Here is a 20,631-nt window from a genome sequence, read left to right as displayed (position 1 = left end):
CGAATCAATGATGAGTAGTTAACCGACAGCGGCGGCAATTACCGAGCGCATCGTGCGCTGCGACAAAGACCAATACGGCCCAAGGGGCGACAAAGCAAAACTGAGATGAGCACGAACACATACGAGACGCATCTGCACACTAACCCCTTCTGCGTCCTCGGTGTCACCACGCGTGATGATCGGCGAAAGATCGTCAAGTTGGCCGAAGAGCGCACGCTGCAATTGGACAGTGATATTTGCCAGAAGGCTCGTTCCGACCTGACCAACCCGAGGACGAGGCTTGCGGCGGAAATGGCCTGGATGCCGGGAGTTGCGCCAAAGATCGCCGAGGACGTGATTCGGGCCCTCGCGGAAAATCCCCGGGTCGTCCGAACCGTGCAAGGGCTCCCAGGCTTGGCGCGAGCCAACGTCATGGCGGCCGCCTGCGAACTGGTGGCAGACGATGAGCCGGTCTCGTCCGTGGCTGAATTCGTTCGAAATTTCGCGGAGATTGTCGCATCAATCGATCTGGAGGACGTCCTGCGCGACGTGAACGAAGATCGCAGCGTATCCGGATTTCCCGAGGTTCAGGGGAAGGAAACGATCGCGCAAGAGTTCTCAGAGCGGCGCAAGGCATACCGATCGGTCCTTAAAAATCTCTTGGATAGCTTGGAGTCGGCAAAGTTGGTCGACACCATGACCGATGTCATGCGGCGAGCGACTGACGGTGGGAAGGTGCAAGCACCTGCGTTGCTCGACGACCTCGTTGACAGCTACGAGGTAGAGACACAGGGATTCCTGCAGAAGGAAGCGGAGAACCTTTCCGCCCTTGTCGGACACGCCCGTGAGGCGGCGCCAAGAGGGGCCTCGGTGGTCGACCCGCTCCTCGACCGGGTTGAGAATGTAGCACGCAACTGGCACTGGGTGGCGCTACCGATTCTGATCAGCGCAAAGTCCCGTGGCATTGCCCATCGCCCGAGTCAGGCGGCCGCCTACGAATTGCGGAGCTTGTCGCTCGCTTTGAACAACGACCACGGCATGCTCAATGAGGCCGATCGGATGACCCGTCTGCTGCGCGAACTGTTTGCGGAGCTGCCCGATGTCGCTGAAAGGCTTAGTGAGGATGCGCAAGCGCTTGAGGGGCTGCGGCGTCAAGCCGATGAGCAAGCTCGCAATAATGAGCAGTGGGAGCGCGAGATCACCTTCCGCGCCGAGGTCGGACTCGTATTCAAGGAGGAACTCGCTATTTCCTCGCAAGGCATCCGTTGGCGGGGGCGCACTGTTCCCCTGGACTCGGTTACACGGGTCCGATGGGGCGCCGTGCGCAAGTCGATCAACGGCGTTCCGACGGGAACCGACTACACCATCGCCTTCGGCGACAGCAGTTCCCATCAGAGCGTCGCTCTGCGGAAAGAGTCTACCTACTCGGGATTTACAGGGGCGCTGTGGCGCGGCGTGTGCGTCCGATTGCTTCTCGAGATGGTCTCCGCCCTGGAGAGAGGGCAATCCTTTAGCTTCGGGGATATCACGGTCCAGGACGACGCAGTAACGCTTACTCGACATAAGACCTTCGCGGCAAACGAGCAAGTGCGTCTCGGTTGGAATGAGGTCCATGTCTGGAGCCACGACGGGAACTTTGTAATCGGCAAAAAGGATGACAAGAAAGTCTACGGGTCAGCTTCCTACATCAATGGGTGGAACACGCACATCCTCGAGCACCTCGTCCGCGGCGGCTTCAAGAAGGGTGTCCGGAAGCTAAGCGATTACCTCAAGGATTGATAGGCCATGGAGAACGGCAAACAAAAGAAGGGGTTCGCAGGACTCGACTCGATGATTTCAGAGGTCGGGCCCGCGCCGGAACCTTCCGCGCCACCGATTCAGCAGGAGCCCACCGAGCCACCGAATCGACAGCCCGACGTGACTTCGACGGCCGCAGAGCCGCCGCAGGTCTTCACGGGATTGCCAAGAGCAGGCTCCGGGGCTGGGATCTCAGGTAAAGGGTGGCTGCTCATCGCAATTGGCGTGTTCGTGCTGTTGGCCTGGCTGGCAAACTCTGGCAAGCCGTCAAGTTCACCGCCAGCGGTCGCCTACGAGCCGCCTGCCACGACGACAAACAATGCCCCAACGTTCGAGGCCCCAGCACCGTCAGCTGCAGTCCCATCGACCGAGAACGAGGAAACCGTGGCACCTGTAGGCTCGGGGCTGACGTTGGACCGGTCACAGATTCGTTACTGCTTGTCGCAGAGAGTCCGGTTGGAAGCGTGGCAGGGACAGCTGAATGAAAATCCACAGAGTTCAGTGGATGCGTTCAACGCGTCGGTAAACTTCTACAACGCCCGCTGCTCGAACTACCGCTACCGCACCAGCGATCTTGAGGGCGTCCGAGCGGAAGTCGAGTCGAATCGCGCGGCTCTGAGGCAGCAGGGGTTATCCATGGCCGCTAGCGCAAATGCATCGGTGCCCGTCGAACAAAATACGCCGGCTATCAAAACCAGCTTCGATTGTGCAAAGGCGCGCTCGGATGCGGAGCGTCTTATCTGCAACGACGCTGAACTTGCTGCGGCCAACGTCGAACTCGCAAATCTCTTTGCGAGTGCAAAGGCGACAGTTACCGACCAGGATGCCTTTAAGGAGCACGCCCGGGAGCAATGGAACTACCGGGAGCGTAACTGTCACGACCGCGATTGCCTCGTTCAGTGGTATGCAACGCAGCGGCAGTGGCTAACAAATACCGTGAGTGATGAAAATGGGCCCGCACAGCCCGACGCACCAGCCCCCTCGCAATCGGCGGCAAGTCCTGCGGGAAGTTGCACGACCACTGTCGCGTGCGCAAAGGCAATGCTCTCGTTCGCAAGTTCGGAAAATATCGCCGGTGCGATGCAAGCGGCGGCGACCATCGACTCCCTTCCCAAACCACCACGTGGCGATCGAACAACAGCTCGAAGGCTCAATCAGGATGCACTCTCCGCGCTCAATGCATCGAGGGCAGACGATGCAGTGAAACTGCTCCAGCAAGCAAGCCAAGCCGATCCTGGCGATGAGGAGATTGCGAGCAACCTCTCATTTGCATACGCTATGGACGGCCAGTTGGCAAAGTCCGAGGACACTGCTGTTGTCGCGCTGGCCCTTAACCCGCGGCGAACGAATGTTTGGGCTCCGTTGGCGGTTACGCTTGCCAAAGAGAACCGGCTAGACCAAGCGACCGATGCAATGTGGCTTGCATATCAATTCTCGGCTGATAAACAAAGGACGCTGAATTTCATTGATTCCCGTCTTGCCATAGAGACAGATCCAGCTGTCGTAAAAATGTATGCGTCAAGCAAGGCTTGGCTGACCGAAAAAATAAAGCCGAATTTTCAGTAACAGGCCTTCACCTGAATCGGGGCCTGCCTCCTTGATGGTCGCCCGAGCTGCTGGCGCCCGCCCAATGCAGTTGCGACATGAAGCGCCATCAAGGTCAGCGAGAGTAAGCCCCTGGAGTAAAACGGAAGATTCCGACACCCGTTTTTCGAAAGGAGCACGCAAAATGGATGCGCCTGTCACGACGGCCCGTCAAGGGCAAGATACAACGATCACCGGCCGGGCTGTATGTCGCGTTCGAATTGGGCGACAACAGCTGGAAGCTGTCACTGGGCGACGGCGTGCGCGCGCCGAGCCGGTGTATGGTGGCGGCCGGCGATACAGCGGCGGTGCTGATGGCGATCGCCAGGGCCAAAGCGCGTTGCCATCTGGCAACCGACGCTCCGGTGCGCAGCTGCTATGAGGCGGGGCGGGATGGCTTCTGGCTACACCGCTGGCTGAGCGATCAAGGCATTGTCAACCTGGTGGTGGATCCGGCCAGTATCGAAGTGAACCGGCGGGCACGCCGCGCGAAGACGGACCGGCTCGACAGCGACAAGCTGCTGTCGATGCTGATGCGCTACCCCGCGGGTGAACGGCGGGTGTGGGCGGTCGCGAGGATTCCGACGCCCGAGCAGGAGGATGAGCGACGCGTGCATCGGGAACTCGGGCGTCTGCGGCAGGAGCGCACCGCCCACAGCAACCGGATCCGCTCGCTGCTGGTGCTGCACAATCTGCGCGTCGAGCACATCGGTGGGCGCGCGTGGACGTGCTGGTGGGCGCAGCACGCCGCGCAACTGCTGCCGGCTTTGCGCGCCGAGATTGAGCGCGAGGTCGAGCGGCTGTCGCTTGTCGTCAGGCAGATCAGGACGCTTGAGGCGCTGCAGACCCATCAGGTCCGCAGCGGCGCACAACCCGCGATCGCGGTGCTGGCGCGGCTCGCGGGTATCGGCACCGGCAGCGCATGGACCCTGGTCAAGGAACTGTTCGGCTGGCGGCAGTTTCACAACCGCCGGGAAATCGCCGGCTGCCTGGGCCTGGCACCAACGCCTTACGCAAGCGGCACCAGCGAAGTCGAACAGGGCATCAGCAAGGCCGGCAACAAACGGGCGCGATGGCTGATGGTAGAACTCGCGTGGAGCTGGCTGCGCTTCCAGCCTGCCAGCCAGCTGAGCCAGTGGTTCAATGAGCGCTTCGCGGGAGGCGGCAAGCGCGTGCGACGCATCGGCATAGTGGCGCTTGCGCGTCGTCTGTCGATCGCCTTGTGGCGCTATCTGGAACATGGTGAGATTCCTCCCGGGGCAACACTCAAGCCACCCGGCAGCAACACGGTTGCAGCCTGAGCGGCGAATGACGATCGATGACACGGCCTGAAGGTCAGGCGCGCCCGGACAGTAAGAGGCTTGCCCGGCGGGCAAGCGTAGTTCTAGATGGGGCGCGTCGGTAACGGAGTGGTTCCAGCGCTCTGCGCATGTGGTATGAGGTGACCGGCCTGGTGCCGGCACGGATAGAAGTTAGTCCGGGGGTGGTTGCCCGGACATCAGACACTCCGACCTGACTCGCGTTGAAGTTCAGCTTTATAAGAAGGATTCCGAACATGAATCAGGCATCCTTCGCCGTGCGGGTTGTCCACCGCCGGCCAGCGTCGTGGTCGTGACAGGCGACCCGCTGGCCAGCCGTGGACAACCCGCAGCACCCTCACATGGAGGTAACTGATTCACGGGAAACAGATCACCAAAGGGCTTGACTTCCAATGCCCATAGAAATCTTACTGTGTCACATAATTAGTTGCGCAGTCTATCGCCGTACGGGAAGAGTGCCATCGTTGCATGAGCCGTAGTCCAAGCAGGAGACATCATGAGTCGCTGAGTCATCAGAAACCCATATGCAGCGATACTCAGTGTGGCGTGGTGATGAAAGCCACGCCAGCCACGCCCTTCATAGTGCCCAAGCCCGAACTCCTGTTTCAGGTCCTGATAGTCGCGTTCGATGCGCCAGCGCATCTTGGTCACGAAGACAAGCTGCTCAAGTGTCGCCTCCTCAGGGGCCGTAGTGAGAAAGTATTTGAGCGGCTCCATGTCGCCATCAGGCCATTCAATGAGTAACCATTCTTCGGCGCGCACAGTACTTCGCCAATAGTCGCGATGCGCGGGACGAACCCGCCTGGCGCTGCTGCATCAGGCGCTGCGTGAAGAAATGTTCCAGTAGTGGAGCAAAGGTGGCAGAAGGAGTCATTGCCGTTCCCCCCAGTGCTGTTCGAGTCGGCGCATCGCCTCACGCATCAGTTCGGGCGAGCCGCTTAAATACCACTGCGTATCCTCAACGTGCACATGGCCGAGGTAGGCCGACAGGATTGGTAGACGACGCTCGGGATCCTGTCCGGACTGGTACCATCGTACAAGTGTGTTCGTCGCGAAACCATGCCGCTAATTCCGCATGCGGAATTAGCGGCATGGTTTCGGCGAGATGCATAAGGGTGGGATCGACTAGCTTGCAGCTTTCATGTGATCGAGTGCCGGTCTTGCGGTTAACCACAAAAGACCTTGTGGCTACCGATACACCGGCCGTGATCCGATGTACCTAGCCAATTAAAGGCCTGACAACGGTTTCCTATTGGGCTCCAGCAACGGTGATCGATATGGGCGACAAGGCGCGCGCTGCCGATGATCCGAAACTTCATCGCTGGAATTTCTGGAAAATTAGGTCTCGACTGCCGCTAACAGGTACAGTCGGTTCAACTTGGAACCCGCGGCGCTGAGAAGAGAGTGGATGAGATGGTCGTCATATTATTCACCGCGGATCACAATTCGCACGGCTTTGCTTGGCATATGCGCTGCGCACACCGTGGACGATTCGACTTGTTGGCTCCTAGAAAGGCAGTTCAGGGAGTATGCGGAAACACTTGGCGCTGGGTGGGATCTTGGTCATAATGTCCCCAAATTTTCCCAGAGGGATCTGATGGCAAGTCATGAAGAAGCGCGTCAAGCGCTTAGGGACGCACGAGGGCAGTTCACCCAAAAGAGATTGGCCGAAAAACTCGACGTTACGGCGAAAACGATTGCTCGCTGGGAAAACGGGCAGAGTTCTTGCCCGGCGATGGTTCTGCCCGCGCTGCGAGAGATCCTGAGAGGTGAGCGACAGGGCGCTCTGCCATTGAACACTTTTAGCTTCATTGACCTTTTCGCCGGAATAGGCGGGATTCGCTTGGGTTTCGAGTCTGTTGGTGGAAAATGCGTTTTTACTTCTGAATGGAACGATTGGTCAAAGAAAACGTATATTGCGAATTTTGGCAACACACATGCGTATGTTGGCGATATCACGGTTCTCCCCGCCGAAGATGTGCCCGATCACGATGTGCTTTTGGCTGGATTTCCGTGTCAGCCATTTTCGATCGCCGGAGTATCCAAGAAGAACGCGCTTGGTCGCCCGCACGGATTTGAATGTACAACGCAAGGCACGTTGTTTTTCGACGTTGCGCGAATCATCGCCAAGAAACGTCCAAAGGCGTTTCTTCTCGAAAATGTGAAGAATCTTCTTTCTCACGATAAGGGCAACACATTCAGGACGATTGTAAAAACCCTTAAAGAAGAGCTCGGTTACGACGTCCAATGGAAAGTCGTAGACGGCGGTCATTTCACGCCCCAACATCGAGAGCGAATCATTATTGTCGGGTTTAGAGATAAGACTGATTTTTCTTGGGAGAACATGCATCTTCCTACTGTCAAGCCAACGCTGGATTCCATTTTGCATCCGCAAAACGGTTCAGAGATTACCGAAGAGCCTTATACGATTGGTGCGAAGGCAATGGTTAACAGTAAGTATGTACTCTCGGATAAGCTGTGGAACTATCTTCAGGCTTACGCGGCTAAACACCGAGCTGCAGGTAACGGTTTCGGCTTTGGTCTGGTTAAAGGGAGTGATCGGGCTCGAACGCTTTCGGCGCGTTATTACAAAGACGGGTCGGAGATTTTGATCAACCGCGGTAAAAATAAAAATCCGCGTAGGTTGACTCCCCGAGAGTGCGCCAGACTAATGGGGTTTCACGATGAATTTGTAATACCCGTTAGCGATACACAGGCGTACAAGCAATTTGGAAATAGTGTGGTCGTCCCCGTAATCACCGAGGTAGCCCGAATCATGTTGCCGCATATTCTTGGAATAAATCACCCGGCGGAAACGGAGAGGTTCCAAGAATCGCAGTTGTCAGTGGGGTGATGTGGACATCGTAGACAAGGAGACGCGCAGTCGAATGATGTGCGGCATACGGAGCGCTCACACTCGACCTGAGCTTCAGGTAAGGAGCTTGTTGCACGGGTGCGGCTTCAGATTTCGTCTTCACGATCAAAAGCTCCCGGGCAAACCGGATATCGTCTTGAGGCGGCACAAAGCGGTCGCTCTAGTTCATGGCTGCTTTTGGCATGGTCACGCGCGCCACCTTTTCAGGCTGCCCTCGTCTCGTCCTGAATTCTGGCGATCAAAAATCGCGCGAAACACGGCAAACGATGCGCACGTCACCATGGAACTCCTAGATAATCACTGGCGAGTATGTGTCATTTGGGAGTGCGCCTTGAAGGGGAGGATGCGATTGTCGCCGGAAGTGCTGAGCCAGCGTGTCCGGACATGGTTGTTATCCAATGAACGGTTTTGCAACATTGTCGAAGACGCTCCCTCGTAAGCAGATTTATGAAATTGGGTGCGGCACCTACGGTCCACCCGATCAGTCGCGTTCCGATGCGCGGTCGACGCTAGCCCTTCGCGTACCCCGACGACCCGTTACGCTTTGCTCTAAACCGTTGCCGGCGATTCAAAGATGAATAGAGAGTTGACGTGGAGCGTTGAAGACGACCGGGTCTGCGTTATCGATACCTCGGGGCAGAGAAATTTTCCCAGTGCCCGCCAGGTGTTTGTGGCGGCATTTTCGCCATCAGCGTCCAACGAAGCCGGACTGCCGACGCAAAAACTGATTAGTGCTCTGCCCGGCGTGATCTTCTCTCGGTACCCCGCCAGAACGACCATCAGGTTGTTCGGTGCGCCGCCTGCACCAATAAAGGCGGAAGTCGGGGTGAAGACTGCTGCTGGGGTATTTGTTGTGCCCATTCACGACCAAATCATCGCAGGCGGAAGTTGGTACCCGATCGACTCGGATGAAATGGCGGTGGCTGATGGGTGGCTAACGGACTTGGGTATTGGTCGCAAAGATTCCTTGACCATCGGGCAGCTTTTACGGATACGTGCTGCGAGCTCGCCACCCGTGGAATTGCTGGACGAAGCGGTCAGTTCTTCAATGGATATCGCCATGCGGATGGGCACAACCGATGGCGGTATTCAAGGTCTCTGCGCGACCCTTTACCCATATCAGAGCGACGGGGTTGCGTTCCTCCGGTTTGTCGAGTCGGAGGATATTGGTTGCGTACTCGCCGACGAAATGGGTCTAGGCAAGACACTGCAAGTTATCGCGCTCCTTCAGGCGGAACAAAATGAGGGAAGAAGTCCATCGTTGGTCGTTGCGCCGGCTACCCTGCTTGAGAACTGGCGCCGAGAGATCCAGTCCTTCGCCCCAAGGCTGAGGACCATTGTTCACAATGGCTCTGCTCGTGCGGGGGTTGCGGAAGCATTTATCGGGGCCGAAGTTGTAATTGTGTCCTATGACACAGTAGTCCGTGACCAAGAGTTGCTTGGCGACGTCCCTTGGGACATCGTAATTTTGGACGAAGCTCAAAATATAAAGAATCCGGCCGCCCAGCGGACCTTGGCAGTCAAGAAGCTGCCTCGTCGCGTCTCACTGGCGGTTACGGGCACCCCGGTGGAAAATCATCTTGAAGACCTTTGGTCGGTAAGTGATTTCGCCCTACCTGGTCTACTAGGGGAGTTATCGGAATTTCGGGGGCGATACAGCGATCATGTTGACGATGCAAGTCGCTTGGCATCTGTCGTGTCCCCGTTGATCCTAAGACGGAGGGTTGCAGAAGTTGCCAGAGACTTACCGGACAAAATCGAGATCCCACAACGAATCGAAATGAGCGAGTCGCTGGCGCTCGCCTACGAATCAATTCGTCTTGACGCGATGGCGGAATATGGCGCGGGCGCCGGTATTGTTGCGACGTCGAAGCTTCGGGTCTTATGTGCACATCCAATCTTATCGACTGAGTGGCCCGGCGATCCTACGCACGATATGCCGAAATATCAGCGACTTCTTGAACTTCTTAGCGAGCTGTTCGAGTCAACCGAAAAGGTGCTGATTTTCACAAGCTATCAAGGCATGATCGATTTATTGAAGCAAGATCTGCCGATAAGATGGCCTGACGTCTTTTTCGATTATATAGATGGAAGGGTCAATGTTCCAGCAAGGCAAGGGGTCGTTGATTCATTCTTTTCGTTCAACGGTCCAGGGGCACTTTTTCTGAATCCCAAGGCGGCCGGGACTGGCCTGAATATCACCGCCGCAAATCATGTGATCCACTACAATCCAGAATGGAATCCTGCGTTGACCGCACAGGCTACTGCGCGCGCATTTCGTAGAAAGCAGACGCGGCCAGTGACGGTCCACCACCTCTACTTTGCAGATTCTGTTGAAGAAATAATGCTTGAGCGAGCGGAACATAAACGGCAGATGGCAGAAGGAGCTGTAACGGGGCACGATGGAAAAATAGACTCTTCTATCGTCTTCAAAGCGTTGCAAACATCACCTATAAAAAGTGGGCGCAACTGATATGAAAAAAATTTCTAAGCGACTCAGTGCCAACGATATCGGTTTGACGGGGGCGCATCAGGCCGGAATTTTGGTTCCTAAGCAGGATGATATTTTAAATTTCTTTCCCCCACTTAACAGATCGACAAAAAATCCGAGAGTGAAAATGTTAGTTCGGGAGTCTGTTAGTGAGACTCCGTGGACATTCAATTTTATTTTTTATAACAACAGATTATTTGGCGGTACGCGCAATGAATATCGACTCACTTGTATGACCCAATATCTTCGTGCTGTGGATGCAAAAGTCGATGACGAGCTTGTATTCTCAAAAAATGAGAATGGGTCAGTTTACGTTGCGCGCGTTCGGCCCAACGGTCCGTCGCTCATGCATCATTCGGATGATGTTCTCGTGTTAAGTGGTGGCTGGAAGATCATTAACATAGCGTGAAAGGATATAAGATGTTGGAAATCGAAACAGTCGATGTGCCGCCAGATGTAGCTCGGGTAAGCGAGGGGCTACGCGACACGGGTTATATCATTAACACAGCTGTCGCGGATATCATCGACAATTCAATAGCGGCGGGCGCCTCCACCGTTGATGTACGCATTGGCGTGGACTTCTTAGGGGGTATCGCTGTGTCGTTTGCCGACAATGGTTGCGGCATGGACCGGAGCGGACTAATTAATGCCATGCGTTATGGGTCTTCGAAGCGAGAAGATAGCGCAAGCTTAGGGAAATTTGGTCTGGGCTTAAAGACCGCATCGACCGCTTTTTGCCGACGATTGATCGTCGTTTCTCGGGATGGTGGCTCAATGCAACCGCTGCGCGCTGTCTGGGATCTTGACGAGATGAGCTCCGCGAACAGTTGGGCGCTCGAAATTGGACAGCCCGAGCCTCACGAAACGCAGCTCCTCGAAGCAGTTGCAATCAATTCGGCCGGAACGGTGGTGATCTGGGAAAAGGTTGATCGACTCTTTAGCGAACTGAAGCGGCCAGACGGAAAGCCCCTAAAAAACGCATTGCGGCGACTGGAAGAGTCTCTGCGCGAACATATTGGCACGGTATATCAAAGGTTTCTCGATCACGACGATGATCGTTCGCACACGGTGGAGATCCGATTGAATGGCGTCGTGGTTGCGCCATGGGACCCATTTTGTCTTGCGCAGACAAAAAAGCCCGTCGTAGACAGGAGCGTGGCGGTTCAATTGACAAATGGCGAAACCGCATCCTTCACTGTTCGCGCATTCATATTACCGCGAAAGGAGGAGTTTCCCGACGACGCGGGCAGAGCCGCCGCGAAAATATCAAATGAACGGCAAGGCGTGTACGTGTATCGTGAGAATCGACTGATTCACGGTCCAGATTGGCTTGGAATGTATAAACAAGAGCCACATTTTTCGCTGCTGCGTGTTGAATTGTCGTTTGATCACAGACTGGACGACGCGTTTCAGGTTGACATTAAAAAATCGAGAATTCTCCTTAACGAAAATCTATATGAATGGCTTAGAGATACATTCTTGGCTGCTCCCCGGCGCGAAGCCGAGATTCGCTACCGCAAGGGCGCAGCGGGAGTTGCTAAAGGTGCTGCGACACTGATTCATACAAATTCAGATAACGCGATTCAACAGAAGGTACGGGCATTAAAGCTCGCTACAGTTTCTGAAACCGCGGCTGGAAATGGACAGGTAGAGGTCACTAACAACGCGGGTCATTCGACCACGACTCTGCGTATTGTGACTTCGGATGACCTAGGGCTGGTGCATATCTCGACGGCAGACGCGCTTGATAACGGCGTGTTGTGGGAAATGTCGCTGGTAAATGGCGGTGCTGGAGTTACGCTAAACACGGGTCATCCATATTACTCGAAAGCATATTTGCCAAATAAAAGCAATAGCACGGTAGTTCAAGCTCTTGATTTCCTTCTTTGGGCTTTGGCTCAAGCGGAATTAAATAATGTCAGCGATGAAAATCGCGATGCCTTTGAAGAATTCCGGATAGAGGTATCGCGTAATCTGAAAAAGCTCGTGGCGGATTTACCGGACTATGTTGAAGGTGACTCGAGCAATGACAACGCTTGACGGGACTTTGTTGGCGCGAGGACTCGAAGACCATTATGGCGTTGCGTTCTCCGCCGGCGTCGAAAATGTCGACGGAGGTTCGTTCATAGTGATACGCCCGGATGACCTCGAGCATCCGAACGGCTTCGGCGTACTAATTGCACGAACTCCTCGGCGGATCGAGGCGAGTTTCCGGGCGGACTCATTTTCTCGCCGCCTGCTGCGTAGTATGGGCCAAGCCGATTCTGATGCGCGCGAGGCTTTCGCGGAATTGGCTCGGTTAGCTGCTGCAAGAGGGTTCAGAGTGATTGCGTCAGTCAACGGCAATCCTGTCGAGGATCTGAGAGATTTGCCTAGGGAGGAATGGGGGAAGCTCGAAATTGACTGTGACGTTATGTTGCCCGTCGGCAAGATCAGCGAAATCGACCTCCGAGCGCGCGCGCTAGAGGTGGCTTCGGTTTGCGTTGGTCTCGTCTTGTCGCTACTTGTTATAGAGGACATCGTTGACGTCGGCAGTGCCTATGAAGAAGGTTTGCCTGAGGGCGCGAAAATGCGCGTTGAGGTAAATCGATATGAAAGAAGTCCGGTTAATCGCAACGCGTGCATCGCCTATTTCGGCATGCAATGTACCATTTGTGGTTTTGACTTTTTGGCATTTTATGGCGAATTGGGCAGGGATTTCATCGAGGTTCATCACACAACACCCGTATCCTCGCTGGGTGGGAGCTATCAGGTGGATCCGAAAAAGGATTTAGTACCGGTATGCCCGAATTGCCACGCAATGCTTCATCGCAAGACTCCTCCGCTTAGCATTGAGGAGCTTCGCGAAATCATCGATGAGAAAATTTCAGAAGACAGGACGTGATTTCGGGTATTTTTTCTCGTCAGTGGTGATCACTTTGCAGTGATTTGCCGATCTCCGGCACAACAGATAAAATTGAACCAGACGATAAAATATCGCTGAGATTTGGTCCACTTGCATATAGATGAGGCCTTGGGATAGATAGGGCATGCATTATAATGGGGGGTGTGTTGAAGAATCTGTTCCCGCAATTCTATCGGCTTGCTGATTCTGAGCTTGCCGAACTTTTTAAAAGCGCCGTCTTCATTTTCGACGCCAACATGCTGCTTCATTTATACAGGTACCCGAAGAAGGCCCGGGATGATCTACTGCGGATATTGGTCGGCCTCTCCTCTGAAAACAGATTGTGGCTGCCATACCAGTCTGCTTTGGAATTTCAGTCTAATAGACTTTCCGTAATTTCAGATCAGCGAGAAAAATACGGAAAAGTCAATACGGTAATATCGGACATTGAATCCAGATTGCGCAAGGAACTGGATGCCTTGGAGCTTCGAAAGCGGCATTCTTCAATTGACCCTGATATATTACTGGAAGAAATCAGTGCGTCATTTAATAAATATCGAGCCCAATTAACGCAACTGGAAAGTGAGCAGTTGGACGTTCATCATGAAGACAGTATAAGAAGCGAGATAGAGAAGCTTTTTGCAGAAAGGATCGGCTCGCCGTTTTCTTCTGAGGAGATCGAGGGTATATTTAAAGAGGGTGCTGTTCGTTACAAGGCGAAGCGTCCACCTGGCTATGCTGATGAGGACGAGAAAAAAGGCACGTATATTATCGATAGAGGTATGTATGTGAAGCGCGAGTTTGGCGATTTGATCGTGTGGAAAGAAATACTTCAATTCATCAAGGGAAAGAAGCCGCAAGGCGTTATTTTTGTTACGGATGATAATAAGCAAGATTGGTGGCTTCGAGTAAATGGAAAAACGGTGGGGCCACGGCCAGAGTTGCTGTCTGAGGTTTTTTCCGAAGCAGGATTGTCGAATTTTTATATATATAATTCAGAACGGTTCATGTCTCTGGCGAGTCAGCATCTCGGGATACATGTGGAGAAGGATTCGATCGAGCAGGTTAAAACGATCTCGTCAGAGCGAGTCAAACTAGGAAACAGGCTATACAAAGAGAACCGTGTGCGCTTGCACTTGGTGCAGATGTACGGTGACCGCTGCCAGATATGCTCGTTTGACGGTGCCTCGGAAGCGGCTTCGATCATTCCGGTAAGCGAGGGTGGCGCGAGAGTGCTCGGAAACACGCTTTTGCTTTGCCCGAACCATCACAAGACGTTCGATAGAGGGGCATTCTCTGTGAATGATGATTTCACGCTTCTGGGTCTCGACGGTAGTTTGCGAGTGGATCAAAATCATGAAATCAGCGTAGATAGTCTTAAATTTCACAGAGAAAACGTATATAGGCGACCAGAAACGGACTAGCGCTGCAAGTCAAGTCGATTGCCGCTGAAGACAGGTCTGGAAAAATTCCCATCGTTCACGGAGCGCGTCGCGATTCGGACCATTTGTACCGTTTGTGAACAGCGATGCACCGTCAAAAGAGGCATATCCCACAAGCAACAAATCGGGGTGTAGCGAAACACGCATATCTAGAGGATTTATTGCCATTAATCCCAAATCAAAAAGCGTATGAAGGTCACTGCGAAGCAGCAGCCCGTTGTGAGCGCTATGATCGTTTGTCTGCGCGTACGGCATGATATGCGCCGCCTCGACGAGGCTTGGAAACGCACAGCGGCTCACTTGGCAGGCTGCGCCATAGAGCCGGATCAAGCGATCGCGGAATTGCTGCTGTCCGCGCCGGAGATTGACTTCGCGCAATACTCGCCTCCTAGCTGCAATGATTGATTGCGGCGCCTCAGTGTCATCCATCGAATGCGGAGTAGCGTCCGGCGAGATCGCGCTGGCGTACGCGACAACGAGCTGGCGGTAGCTAGGGTCTATCGAAAGGAATCGCTCGATCTTCGCGAGGTCAATCTCCTTGATCGACATCTGATCGCTCGGGCGCAGAACGGCATCTTGTAGCTGAGTCGTCGTAAGCTCCTGCGGAGGCAAGCGGAAAGTGTCTGCATAATGCGCTTCGAACGTGTGAACAGCCACTGTCTCGCGCGTCGGATCGTCAAATGAGTGCTGATTCTTGCAAGCCCACTCGGGAGTTTTTGTCCCGCGTTTTTTTATGTTGGTAGCACGGCAGATTGGGCAACGCAGCCGTTCCTTGTGGCCTTGCCCTTCCAAGATCTCCCCGATTTCCGCAACACAAATGATTTCGGTCCGCGAGCGCAAAATGACTACGTCGTCTTTCTTAACCTGTCGACAATTTGCGACGTCGCTGTCGTAGCGGTAGACCTTTGCTGGGTCGTCTTCATAGCCAACGTTTCCTCCATATTGGCGCACCCCGTCGATCGTAAGAAACGACCACGCCCGGGGGCTCATCGTTATGCTCCCTGCTGAAGGCTGGTGGAGGTATTGCAGACGAGTCGGTCCGGCTCTCCGACCACGATGGATTGGGACCCGCTAGCGTGATGCTTTGTACTGTGGCAATGCGCAGAAATTTGCGACATGACTGTCCTCGAATGGATTTATTCTGCTGAAACTTATCGAGAGTGCCACATAGGCGGCGGCGTAGGCAACAGGCGCGCAAACGGCATATGTGGATTGGGCTGAATCTGACCTAGGTCGCCTGGTTGACAGGCATCGGCGTGAGAGTGATCAGACGGATCATTGCGGCGCAGCCTAGTCGCGACATTCCCGATTAGGCCGCGCGTGGCAATTGCGGGCTATCCTAGTTTTTCCAGCAAACTCTCGGGCTTCAATGTGTATACCTTTTCAGCATTTGCATGCTGCGGTGACCGGTTATCGAAGCGACTTCCATCGGATGTAACCCTTTCTCGAATAGCCGCGACGCTGCTTCATGTCGCAAATCGTGCCAGCGGAGAGTATAAATATCGGGTCTTCGATGCTTGCGGATTTAATGGTTCGCTTCCAGACGCAAATTATTGCGTTGGTGGTTGTGCCAAACACACGGCCTTTTAGTCCTGTGAGGTCAGCGTTGGCTGGGCCAAACATTGAGCGAGCCAATCTGGTATCAGCCCCTTCTGCGATCGCCGCAAGGTGCCGCAAGACGTTGATCGCCCGGCGGGAAAGCGGCAATGCAGGCGGAACACTCTTATTGTCAGTTCCACGGGCATCAGGTGGAAACTTGATCATCCGACTCTGAATGTCGAGCCACTCCCAGCGGACACTGAACAGTGCTGCACCTTGGCGCAGACTCGTTTCGATGGCCAGCTCACAAGCAGGGGCGGCCCATCGATTCCCGCTGGCCGACAAGAGGACGCACAGCTTTTCAAACTCACCAGGTCGAAGCCGCCGGTCTCGTGGTTGGCTTCCAGTGGGCTTCCGAATATTAGTCAAGGGGTTGGATAGGCCCATCTCGAACAGATGACTGACAATCTGCAATTCAAGTCGGATGGTGTTTTCTGCTCGACCCGCTAAGCGCCTTTCGTCACGGTATTTGGCAAAGTCGGCGCCCCGCAGGCTGGAGAGGGTTGGGTGGGCCAAATCGCGACGAATCCACCTGTCGATGCCTCGGTGCTCGAGGAGCTTGCAACACACGAGCGCTCTAGTTTCGGGGGTATCCCACAGATCAGATCTCACGAATTCCGTTGCCCGGCTGGCATCGCCAGTGCGACTTTCGGCTATTCGCGGCTTCTAGCGCAAGCGCAGTCCCCAAGCCGGGCGTTAGTCGCAAGCCCACGTTTGCGATAAACAATGGCGGTCCCTTCGCGTCTAAGTAGGCCAGTCGCATGAACTGCGTCCCACAGTCGCAAAACTGTGGCGCCAGTCGCACTTACTCTGGCGCCCTACGTCTACACCCACCCTCAAACATCAATATTCCCCGCCCTCAACGCATTGGACTCAATGAAAGCTCTCCGCGGCTCCACATCATCCCCCATGAGCGTAGTAAAGATACCGTCGGCGGCAATTGCATCCTCGATCTGCACCCTCAGAAGACGCCGCACCGCAGGATCCATAGTCGTCTCCCAAAGTTGCCCCGGATTCATCTCCCCGAGCCCCTTATAGCGCTGCTTGGAAACATTCCGTTCAGCATCCGCCAGCAACCACTTCATCGCATTCTTGAAGTCACTAACCGCCATACTCCGCTCCCCACGCTTGATCACAGCGCCAGAGCCAATCAGCCCCTTGAACGTATTAGCGGTATTCACAAGCTGCTGATAATCCGCGGTCAGCTGAAACTCTTCATCGATCACAGAGATCTTCTGATTCCCATGATGCGTCCGCGCGACGCGCAGCGAGCGCAGCTCCCGCACCGGGTCATACATCGTCGTAACGCGCACTTCCGGCTTCAGCGCGTCATCCCGCAGCTTCGCCTCAAGCGCGCGAGCGGAAGACTCGGCCGCCTGCTCGCTGGAGAGGTCGATAACGACACTATCCATCACCGCCTCGAGCGCGCCAGCGTCATACAAGCGGCTCAAACGATCAACCACCGCCTGCGCCAGCAGATAAGCCCGCGCCAACTCACCCAACGCATCCCCGGTAATCGGAGTCGCACCTTCAGAAGCCAACAACTCGGACCCCTGCAACGCGAGCCGAAGAATATGAGCGTTCACTTCCGACTCATCCTTCAGATACCGCTCGTCCTTCCCCGCCTTGATCTTGTAAAGCGGCGGCTGCGCGATATAGATATACCCGCGCTCGATCATCTCCGGCATCTGCCGATAGAAGAACGTCAGCAACAGTGTCCGGATATGCGCGCCATCGACGTCAGCATCGGTCATGATGATGATGCGGTGATAGCGCAGCTTGTCGAGGTTGTAGTCTTCCTTGCCGATCCCGCAGCCAAGCGCGGTAATCAGCGTAACGATCTGCTCAGAAGAAAGCAGCTTGTCGTAGCGCGCCTTCTCGACGTTCAGCACCTTGCCGCGCAGCGGCAGGATGGCTTGAAACTTCCGATCACGCCCCTGCTTCGCCGACCCGCCCGCCGAGTCACCCTCGACGATATAAATCTCCGACTTCGCCGGATCCTTCTCCTGGCAATCCGCAAGCTTCCCTGGCAGGCCGACGCCATCGAGCACGCCCTTGCGCCGGGTCATCTCACGCGCCTTGCGCGCCGCATCGCGCGCACGCGCCGCGTCGACGATCTTGCCGCAGATGATCTTCGCGTCGCCCGGCGTTTCGAGCAGGAACTCCTCGAGCGCCTTCGCAACCACTTCTTCCACCGGCGCGCGCACTTCCGACGACACCAGCTTGTCCTTCGTCTGCGAGCTGAACTTCGGCTCCGGCACCTTGACCGACAGCACGCACGACAGCCCTTCGCGCATGTCGTCGCCAGACGTTTCAACCTTCGCCTTCTTCGCGACTTCGTGATCGGCGATGTACTTGTTCAGCACGCGCGTCATCGCCGCGCGCAGACCCGTGAGGTGCGTGCCGCCGTCGCGCTGCGGAATGTTGTTCGTGAAGCACAGCACGTTTTCGTTGTAGCTGTCGTTCCACTGCATCGCCACTTCGACTCCCACACCGTCCTTCTCGCCCATGATGTGGAAGATGTTCGGGTGCAGCACGGACTTGTTCTTGTTGATGTACTCGACAAAACCCCTTACGCCGCCGACGAATGCAAAATCCTCTTCCTTACCCGAACGCTGATCCGTCAAACGAATACGCACGCCGTTATTGAGGAACGACAGTTCGCGAATCCGCTTCGCGAGAATGTCGTAGTGATATTCGACGTTGCCGAAAATCTTTTCATCGGCCATGAAATGCACTTCGGTGCCGCGGTTTTCGGTGTCGCCGATCACTGGCATCGGCGAGACGGTCACGCCGTCGATTTTTTCGAGCACGCGGTTCTGCGGCACCCCACGGTGGAATTCCATGAAGTGCTTTTTGCCGTCGCGGCGCACGGTGAGGCGCAGCCATCCCGACAGTGCGTTCACGCACGACACGCCCACCCCGTGCAGGCCGCCCGACACCTTGTAGCTGTTCTGATCGAACTTGCCGCCTGCGTGCAGCTCGGTCATCACGATTTCGGCGGCGCTGCGCTTCGGATCGTGCTTGTCGTCCATCTTCAGGCCGGTCGGCACGCCACGGCCGTTGTCGGTGATCGAGATCGAGTTGTCCGCGTGGATGATCACCTGGATGTCGTTGCAATGCCCGGCGAGCGCTTCGTCGATTGAGTTGTCGAGCACTTCGAACACGAGGTGGTGCAAACCGGTGCCATCCGATGTATCCCCGATGTACATCCCAGGCCGCTTGCGCACGGCTTCCAGACCTTCGAGGATCTGGATGGACGAGGCGCCGTAGCTGTTATCGGGCTGTGTATTGTTCGTTTCAGTCATGGATTTTTTCCGGTTCTGCGTTACTGCAAGGTTGCTGCTCTGGACTTTTCAAAACGCCATAAAAACGCCAAAGGGGCGCTGCGCCCCTTGGTGTTCTTCTTTATGCTGGACGCGTCAGATGCGCATCGGCATCACCACGTATTTGAATTCGTCGTTCTCGGGAATCGTGATCAACGCGCTGGAGCTGGCATCACCCAGGCTCACCTGCAGCATGTCGACCTTCAGGTTCGCGAGCACGTCGAGCAGATACGTGACGTTGAACCCAATATCGACGCTGTCGCCGTCATATGCGATTTCCAGTTCTTCCTGCGCCTCTTCCTGATCGGCGTTGGTCGACATGATCTTCAACTGGCCCGGCTCGACCATGCAGCGCACACCCTTGAACTTGTCAGACGTCAGAATCGCCGCGCGTTGCAGCGAGCGCTGCAGTTCTTCGCGGCCAATCTGGAATTTGTTCTTGTGCGACTTCGGAATCACGCGCTGGAAGTCGGGGAACTTGCCTTCCACGAGCTTCGACACCAGTTCGACCTGGCCGAACGTGAACTTGACCTGCGTCTGCGCAATGTCGATCTTGAGCGTGTCGTCGATGTCTTCGAGCAGGCGCTGCAATTCGAGAATCGTCTTGCGCGGAATGATCACTTCCTGACGCGCGAACGAGCCCTCGATCTTCATCGACGAGAACGCGAGACGGTGGCCGTCCGTCGCGACCGCCATCAGCTGATCGCCGTCTACCACCAGCAGCATGCCGTTCAGGTAGTAGCGGATGTCCTGCTGGGCCATCGAGAAATGGACCATGCCGAGCAGCTGGCGGAACGTCTTTTGCGGAACCACGAGGCTCGCGCCGTAGTCTTTAGCCTGAGCGACGGTCGGGAATTCGTCTGCGGCGAGCGTTTGCAGCGCAAAGCGGCTCTTGCCGGATTGCACGGTCAGGCGCTTGTCATTCAGCGTCAGCGTGACCTGGCCGTCGGGCATCGCGCGCAGAATGTCGAGGAGCTTGCGCGCTGCCACCGTGGTCGCGACCGAATCGCCGCCCACGCCGAAATCGGCGCGGGTGGTGATCTGCAACTCGAGGTCGGTCGACAGGAACGATACGTCCGGACCGTTCTTGGTGATCAGCAAATTGGCGAGGATCGGCAACGTATGGCGGCGTTCGACGATGCCGCTCACGGTTTGCAGCGGCCTGAGGAGGTTATCGCGTTCGGTCTTGACCAGTTGCATAGATTTCCTTCGTTGATAAACGGCCTGCACGCCTTACGGGACAAGCTTTTCAGCGTGCAGTCGCGACTCCCCGCCGGCGCCATGAACAGCGCCCGTCACGGCGTGAAATCCGCCCGCGGCCGCCGGGCGGTTAAA

Annotated in this window: 12 protein-coding genes and 3 pseudogenes; 10 read left to right on the top strand and 5 right to left on the bottom strand. The window is 55.5% G+C overall.

Annotation, left to right across the window (positions count from 1 at the left end; genetic code table 11):
- Window positions 1-105 precede the first annotated feature (105 nt).
- The 3 genes and pseudogenes from OKW43_RS13655 (at window position 106) to OKW43_RS13645 (ending at window position 4,661) form a co-directional block, all read left to right on the top strand.
- The gene (locus OKW43_RS13655; protein WP_429447829.1) at window positions 106-1,758 is read left to right on the top strand and encodes a hypothetical protein; all 1,653 of its coding nucleotides are present in this window, start codon (window positions 106-108) and stop codon (window positions 1,756-1,758) included.
- Window positions 1,759-1,764: 6 nt separating this feature from the next.
- Complete coding sequence (locus OKW43_RS13650) at window positions 1,765-3,342, top strand: hypothetical protein (protein ID WP_429447826.1); 1,578 nt, start codon at window positions 1,765-1,767, stop codon at window positions 3,340-3,342.
- Window positions 3,343-3,505: 163 nt separating this feature from the next.
- Window positions 3,506-4,661, top strand: a pseudogene (locus OKW43_RS13645) (IS110 family transposase).
- A gap of 441 nt (window positions 4,662-5,102) precedes the next feature.
- Here OKW43_RS13645 and OKW43_RS13640 read toward each other — a convergent pair.
- Window positions 5,103-5,489 (bottom strand): annotated as a pseudogene (locus tag OKW43_RS13640) (transposase); the annotation flags it as partial.
- Window positions 5,490-6,276: 787 nt separating this feature from the next.
- Here OKW43_RS13640 and dcm point away from each other — a divergent pair.
- From dcm to OKW43_RS13605, 7 genes are all read left to right on the top strand, one after another.
- Entirely contained in the window at window positions 6,277-7,533 is a 1,257-nt protein-coding gene (gene dcm / locus OKW43_RS13635; protein ID WP_429447823.1) for a DNA (cytosine-5-)-methyltransferase, read from the top strand.
- A gap of 1 nt (window position 7,534) precedes the next feature.
- The gene (locus OKW43_RS13630) at window positions 7,535-7,993 is read left to right on the top strand and encodes a very short patch repair endonuclease (RefSeq protein WP_429447821.1); all 459 of its coding nucleotides are present in this window, start codon (window positions 7,535-7,537) and stop codon (window positions 7,991-7,993) included.
- Between the two features lie 135 nt (window positions 7,994-8,128).
- Window positions 8,129-10,027, top strand: a complete 1,899-nt coding sequence (locus tag OKW43_RS13625) for a DEAD/DEAH box helicase (protein ID WP_429447819.1) — start codon at window positions 8,129-8,131, stop codon at window positions 10,025-10,027.
- A 1-nt stretch (window position 10,028) separates the two neighbouring features.
- On the top strand, window positions 10,029-10,454 hold the full coding sequence (locus tag OKW43_RS13620) for an EcoRII N-terminal effector-binding domain-containing protein (RefSeq protein ID WP_429447817.1): 426 nt from the start codon (window positions 10,029-10,031) through the stop codon (window positions 10,452-10,454).
- A gap of 11 nt (window positions 10,455-10,465) precedes the next feature.
- On the top strand, window positions 10,466-12,085 hold the full coding sequence (locus OKW43_RS13615) for an ATP-binding protein (protein WP_429447814.1): 1,620 nt from the start codon (window positions 10,466-10,468) through the stop codon (window positions 12,083-12,085).
- Window positions 12,072-12,929 carry an HNH endonuclease gene (locus OKW43_RS13610; RefSeq protein WP_429447812.1) on the top strand — a complete coding sequence of 286 codons (858 nt, stop codon included), beginning with the start codon at window positions 12,072-12,074 and terminating at the stop codon, window positions 12,927-12,929. Before OKW43_RS13615 ends, OKW43_RS13610 begins: the two co-directional genes overlap by 14 nt.
- Before the next feature lie 167 nt (window positions 12,930-13,096).
- A complete protein-coding gene (locus tag OKW43_RS13605) occupies window positions 13,097-14,353 on the top strand; it encodes a PIN-like domain-containing protein (RefSeq protein WP_429447810.1) in 1,257 nt (418 codons plus the stop codon).
- A 9-nt stretch (window positions 14,354-14,362) separates the two neighbouring features.
- On the opposite strand, the gene OKW43_RS13600 is transcribed toward OKW43_RS13605, so the two are convergent.
- The 4 genes and pseudogenes from OKW43_RS13600 to dnaN all read right to left on the bottom strand — a co-directional run bounded on the left by OKW43_RS13600 (window position 14,363) and on the right by dnaN (window position 20,496).
- Entirely contained in the window at window positions 14,363-15,361 is a 999-nt protein-coding gene (locus OKW43_RS13600) for an HNH endonuclease (RefSeq protein ID WP_429447808.1), read from the bottom strand.
- A 344-nt stretch (window positions 15,362-15,705) separates the two neighbouring features.
- Window positions 15,706-15,863 (bottom strand): annotated as a pseudogene (locus tag OKW43_RS13595) (tyrosine-type recombinase/integrase); the annotation flags it as partial.
- 943 nt (window positions 15,864-16,806) lie between these two features.
- Window positions 16,807-19,278 (bottom strand): DNA topoisomerase (ATP-hydrolyzing) subunit B, encoded by a 2,472-nt coding sequence (gene gyrB / locus OKW43_RS13590; protein ID WP_429447806.1) that lies wholly within the window; start codon window positions 19,276-19,278, stop codon window positions 16,807-16,809.
- A 114-nt stretch (window positions 19,279-19,392) separates the two neighbouring features.
- Window positions 19,393-20,496: a DNA polymerase III subunit beta gene (gene dnaN, locus OKW43_RS13585; protein ID WP_187632392.1), complete on the bottom strand. Its 1,104-nt coding sequence runs from the start codon at window positions 20,494-20,496 to the stop codon at window positions 19,393-19,395.
- Window positions 20,497-20,631 lie beyond the last annotated feature (135 nt).

Origin of the sequence: Paraburkholderia sp. WC7.3g (genome assembly GCF_050436345.1) — a bacterium.
GTDB classification, from domain to species: Bacteria; Pseudomonadota; Gammaproteobacteria; order Burkholderiales; family Burkholderiaceae; genus Paraburkholderia; species Paraburkholderia podalyriae.
Note: the sequence above shows the minus strand (reverse complement) of the source record. Positions and strands in the feature narration are given on the sequence as shown.

Bases quoted from the DNA above. Each gene is read 5' to 3' on its own strand.
- OKW43_RS13655 (WP_429447829.1), top strand. From the start codon at position 106: ATGAGCACGAACACATACGAGACGCATCTGCACACTAACCCCTTCTGC.
- OKW43_RS13650 (WP_429447826.1), top strand. From the start codon at position 1,765: ATGGAGAACGGCAAACAAAAGAAGGGGTTCGCAGGACTCGACTCGATG.
- dcm (WP_429447823.1), top strand. From the start codon at position 6,277: ATGGCAAGTCATGAAGAAGCGCGTCAAGCGCTTAGGGACGCACGAGGG.
- OKW43_RS13625 (WP_429447819.1), top strand. From the start codon at position 8,129: ATGAATAGAGAGTTGACGTGGAGCGTTGAAGACGACCGGGTCTGCGTT.
- OKW43_RS13620 (WP_429447817.1), top strand. From the start codon at position 10,029: ATGAAAAAAATTTCTAAGCGACTCAGTGCCAACGATATCGGTTTGACG.
- OKW43_RS13615 (WP_429447814.1), top strand. From the start codon at position 10,466: ATGTTGGAAATCGAAACAGTCGATGTGCCGCCAGATGTAGCTCGGGTA.
- OKW43_RS13610 (WP_429447812.1), top strand. From the start codon at position 12,072: ATGACAACGCTTGACGGGACTTTGTTGGCGCGAGGACTCGAAGACCAT.
- OKW43_RS13600 (WP_429447808.1), bottom strand. From the start codon at position 15,361: ATGAGCCCCCGGGCGTGGTCGTTTCTTACGATCGACGGGGTGCGCCAA.
- gyrB (WP_429447806.1), bottom strand. From the start codon at position 19,278: ATGACTGAAACGAACAATACACAGCCCGATAACAGCTACGGCGCCTCG.
- dnaN (WP_187632392.1), bottom strand. From the start codon at position 20,496: ATGCAACTGGTCAAGACCGAACGCGATAACCTCCTCAGGCCGCTGCAA.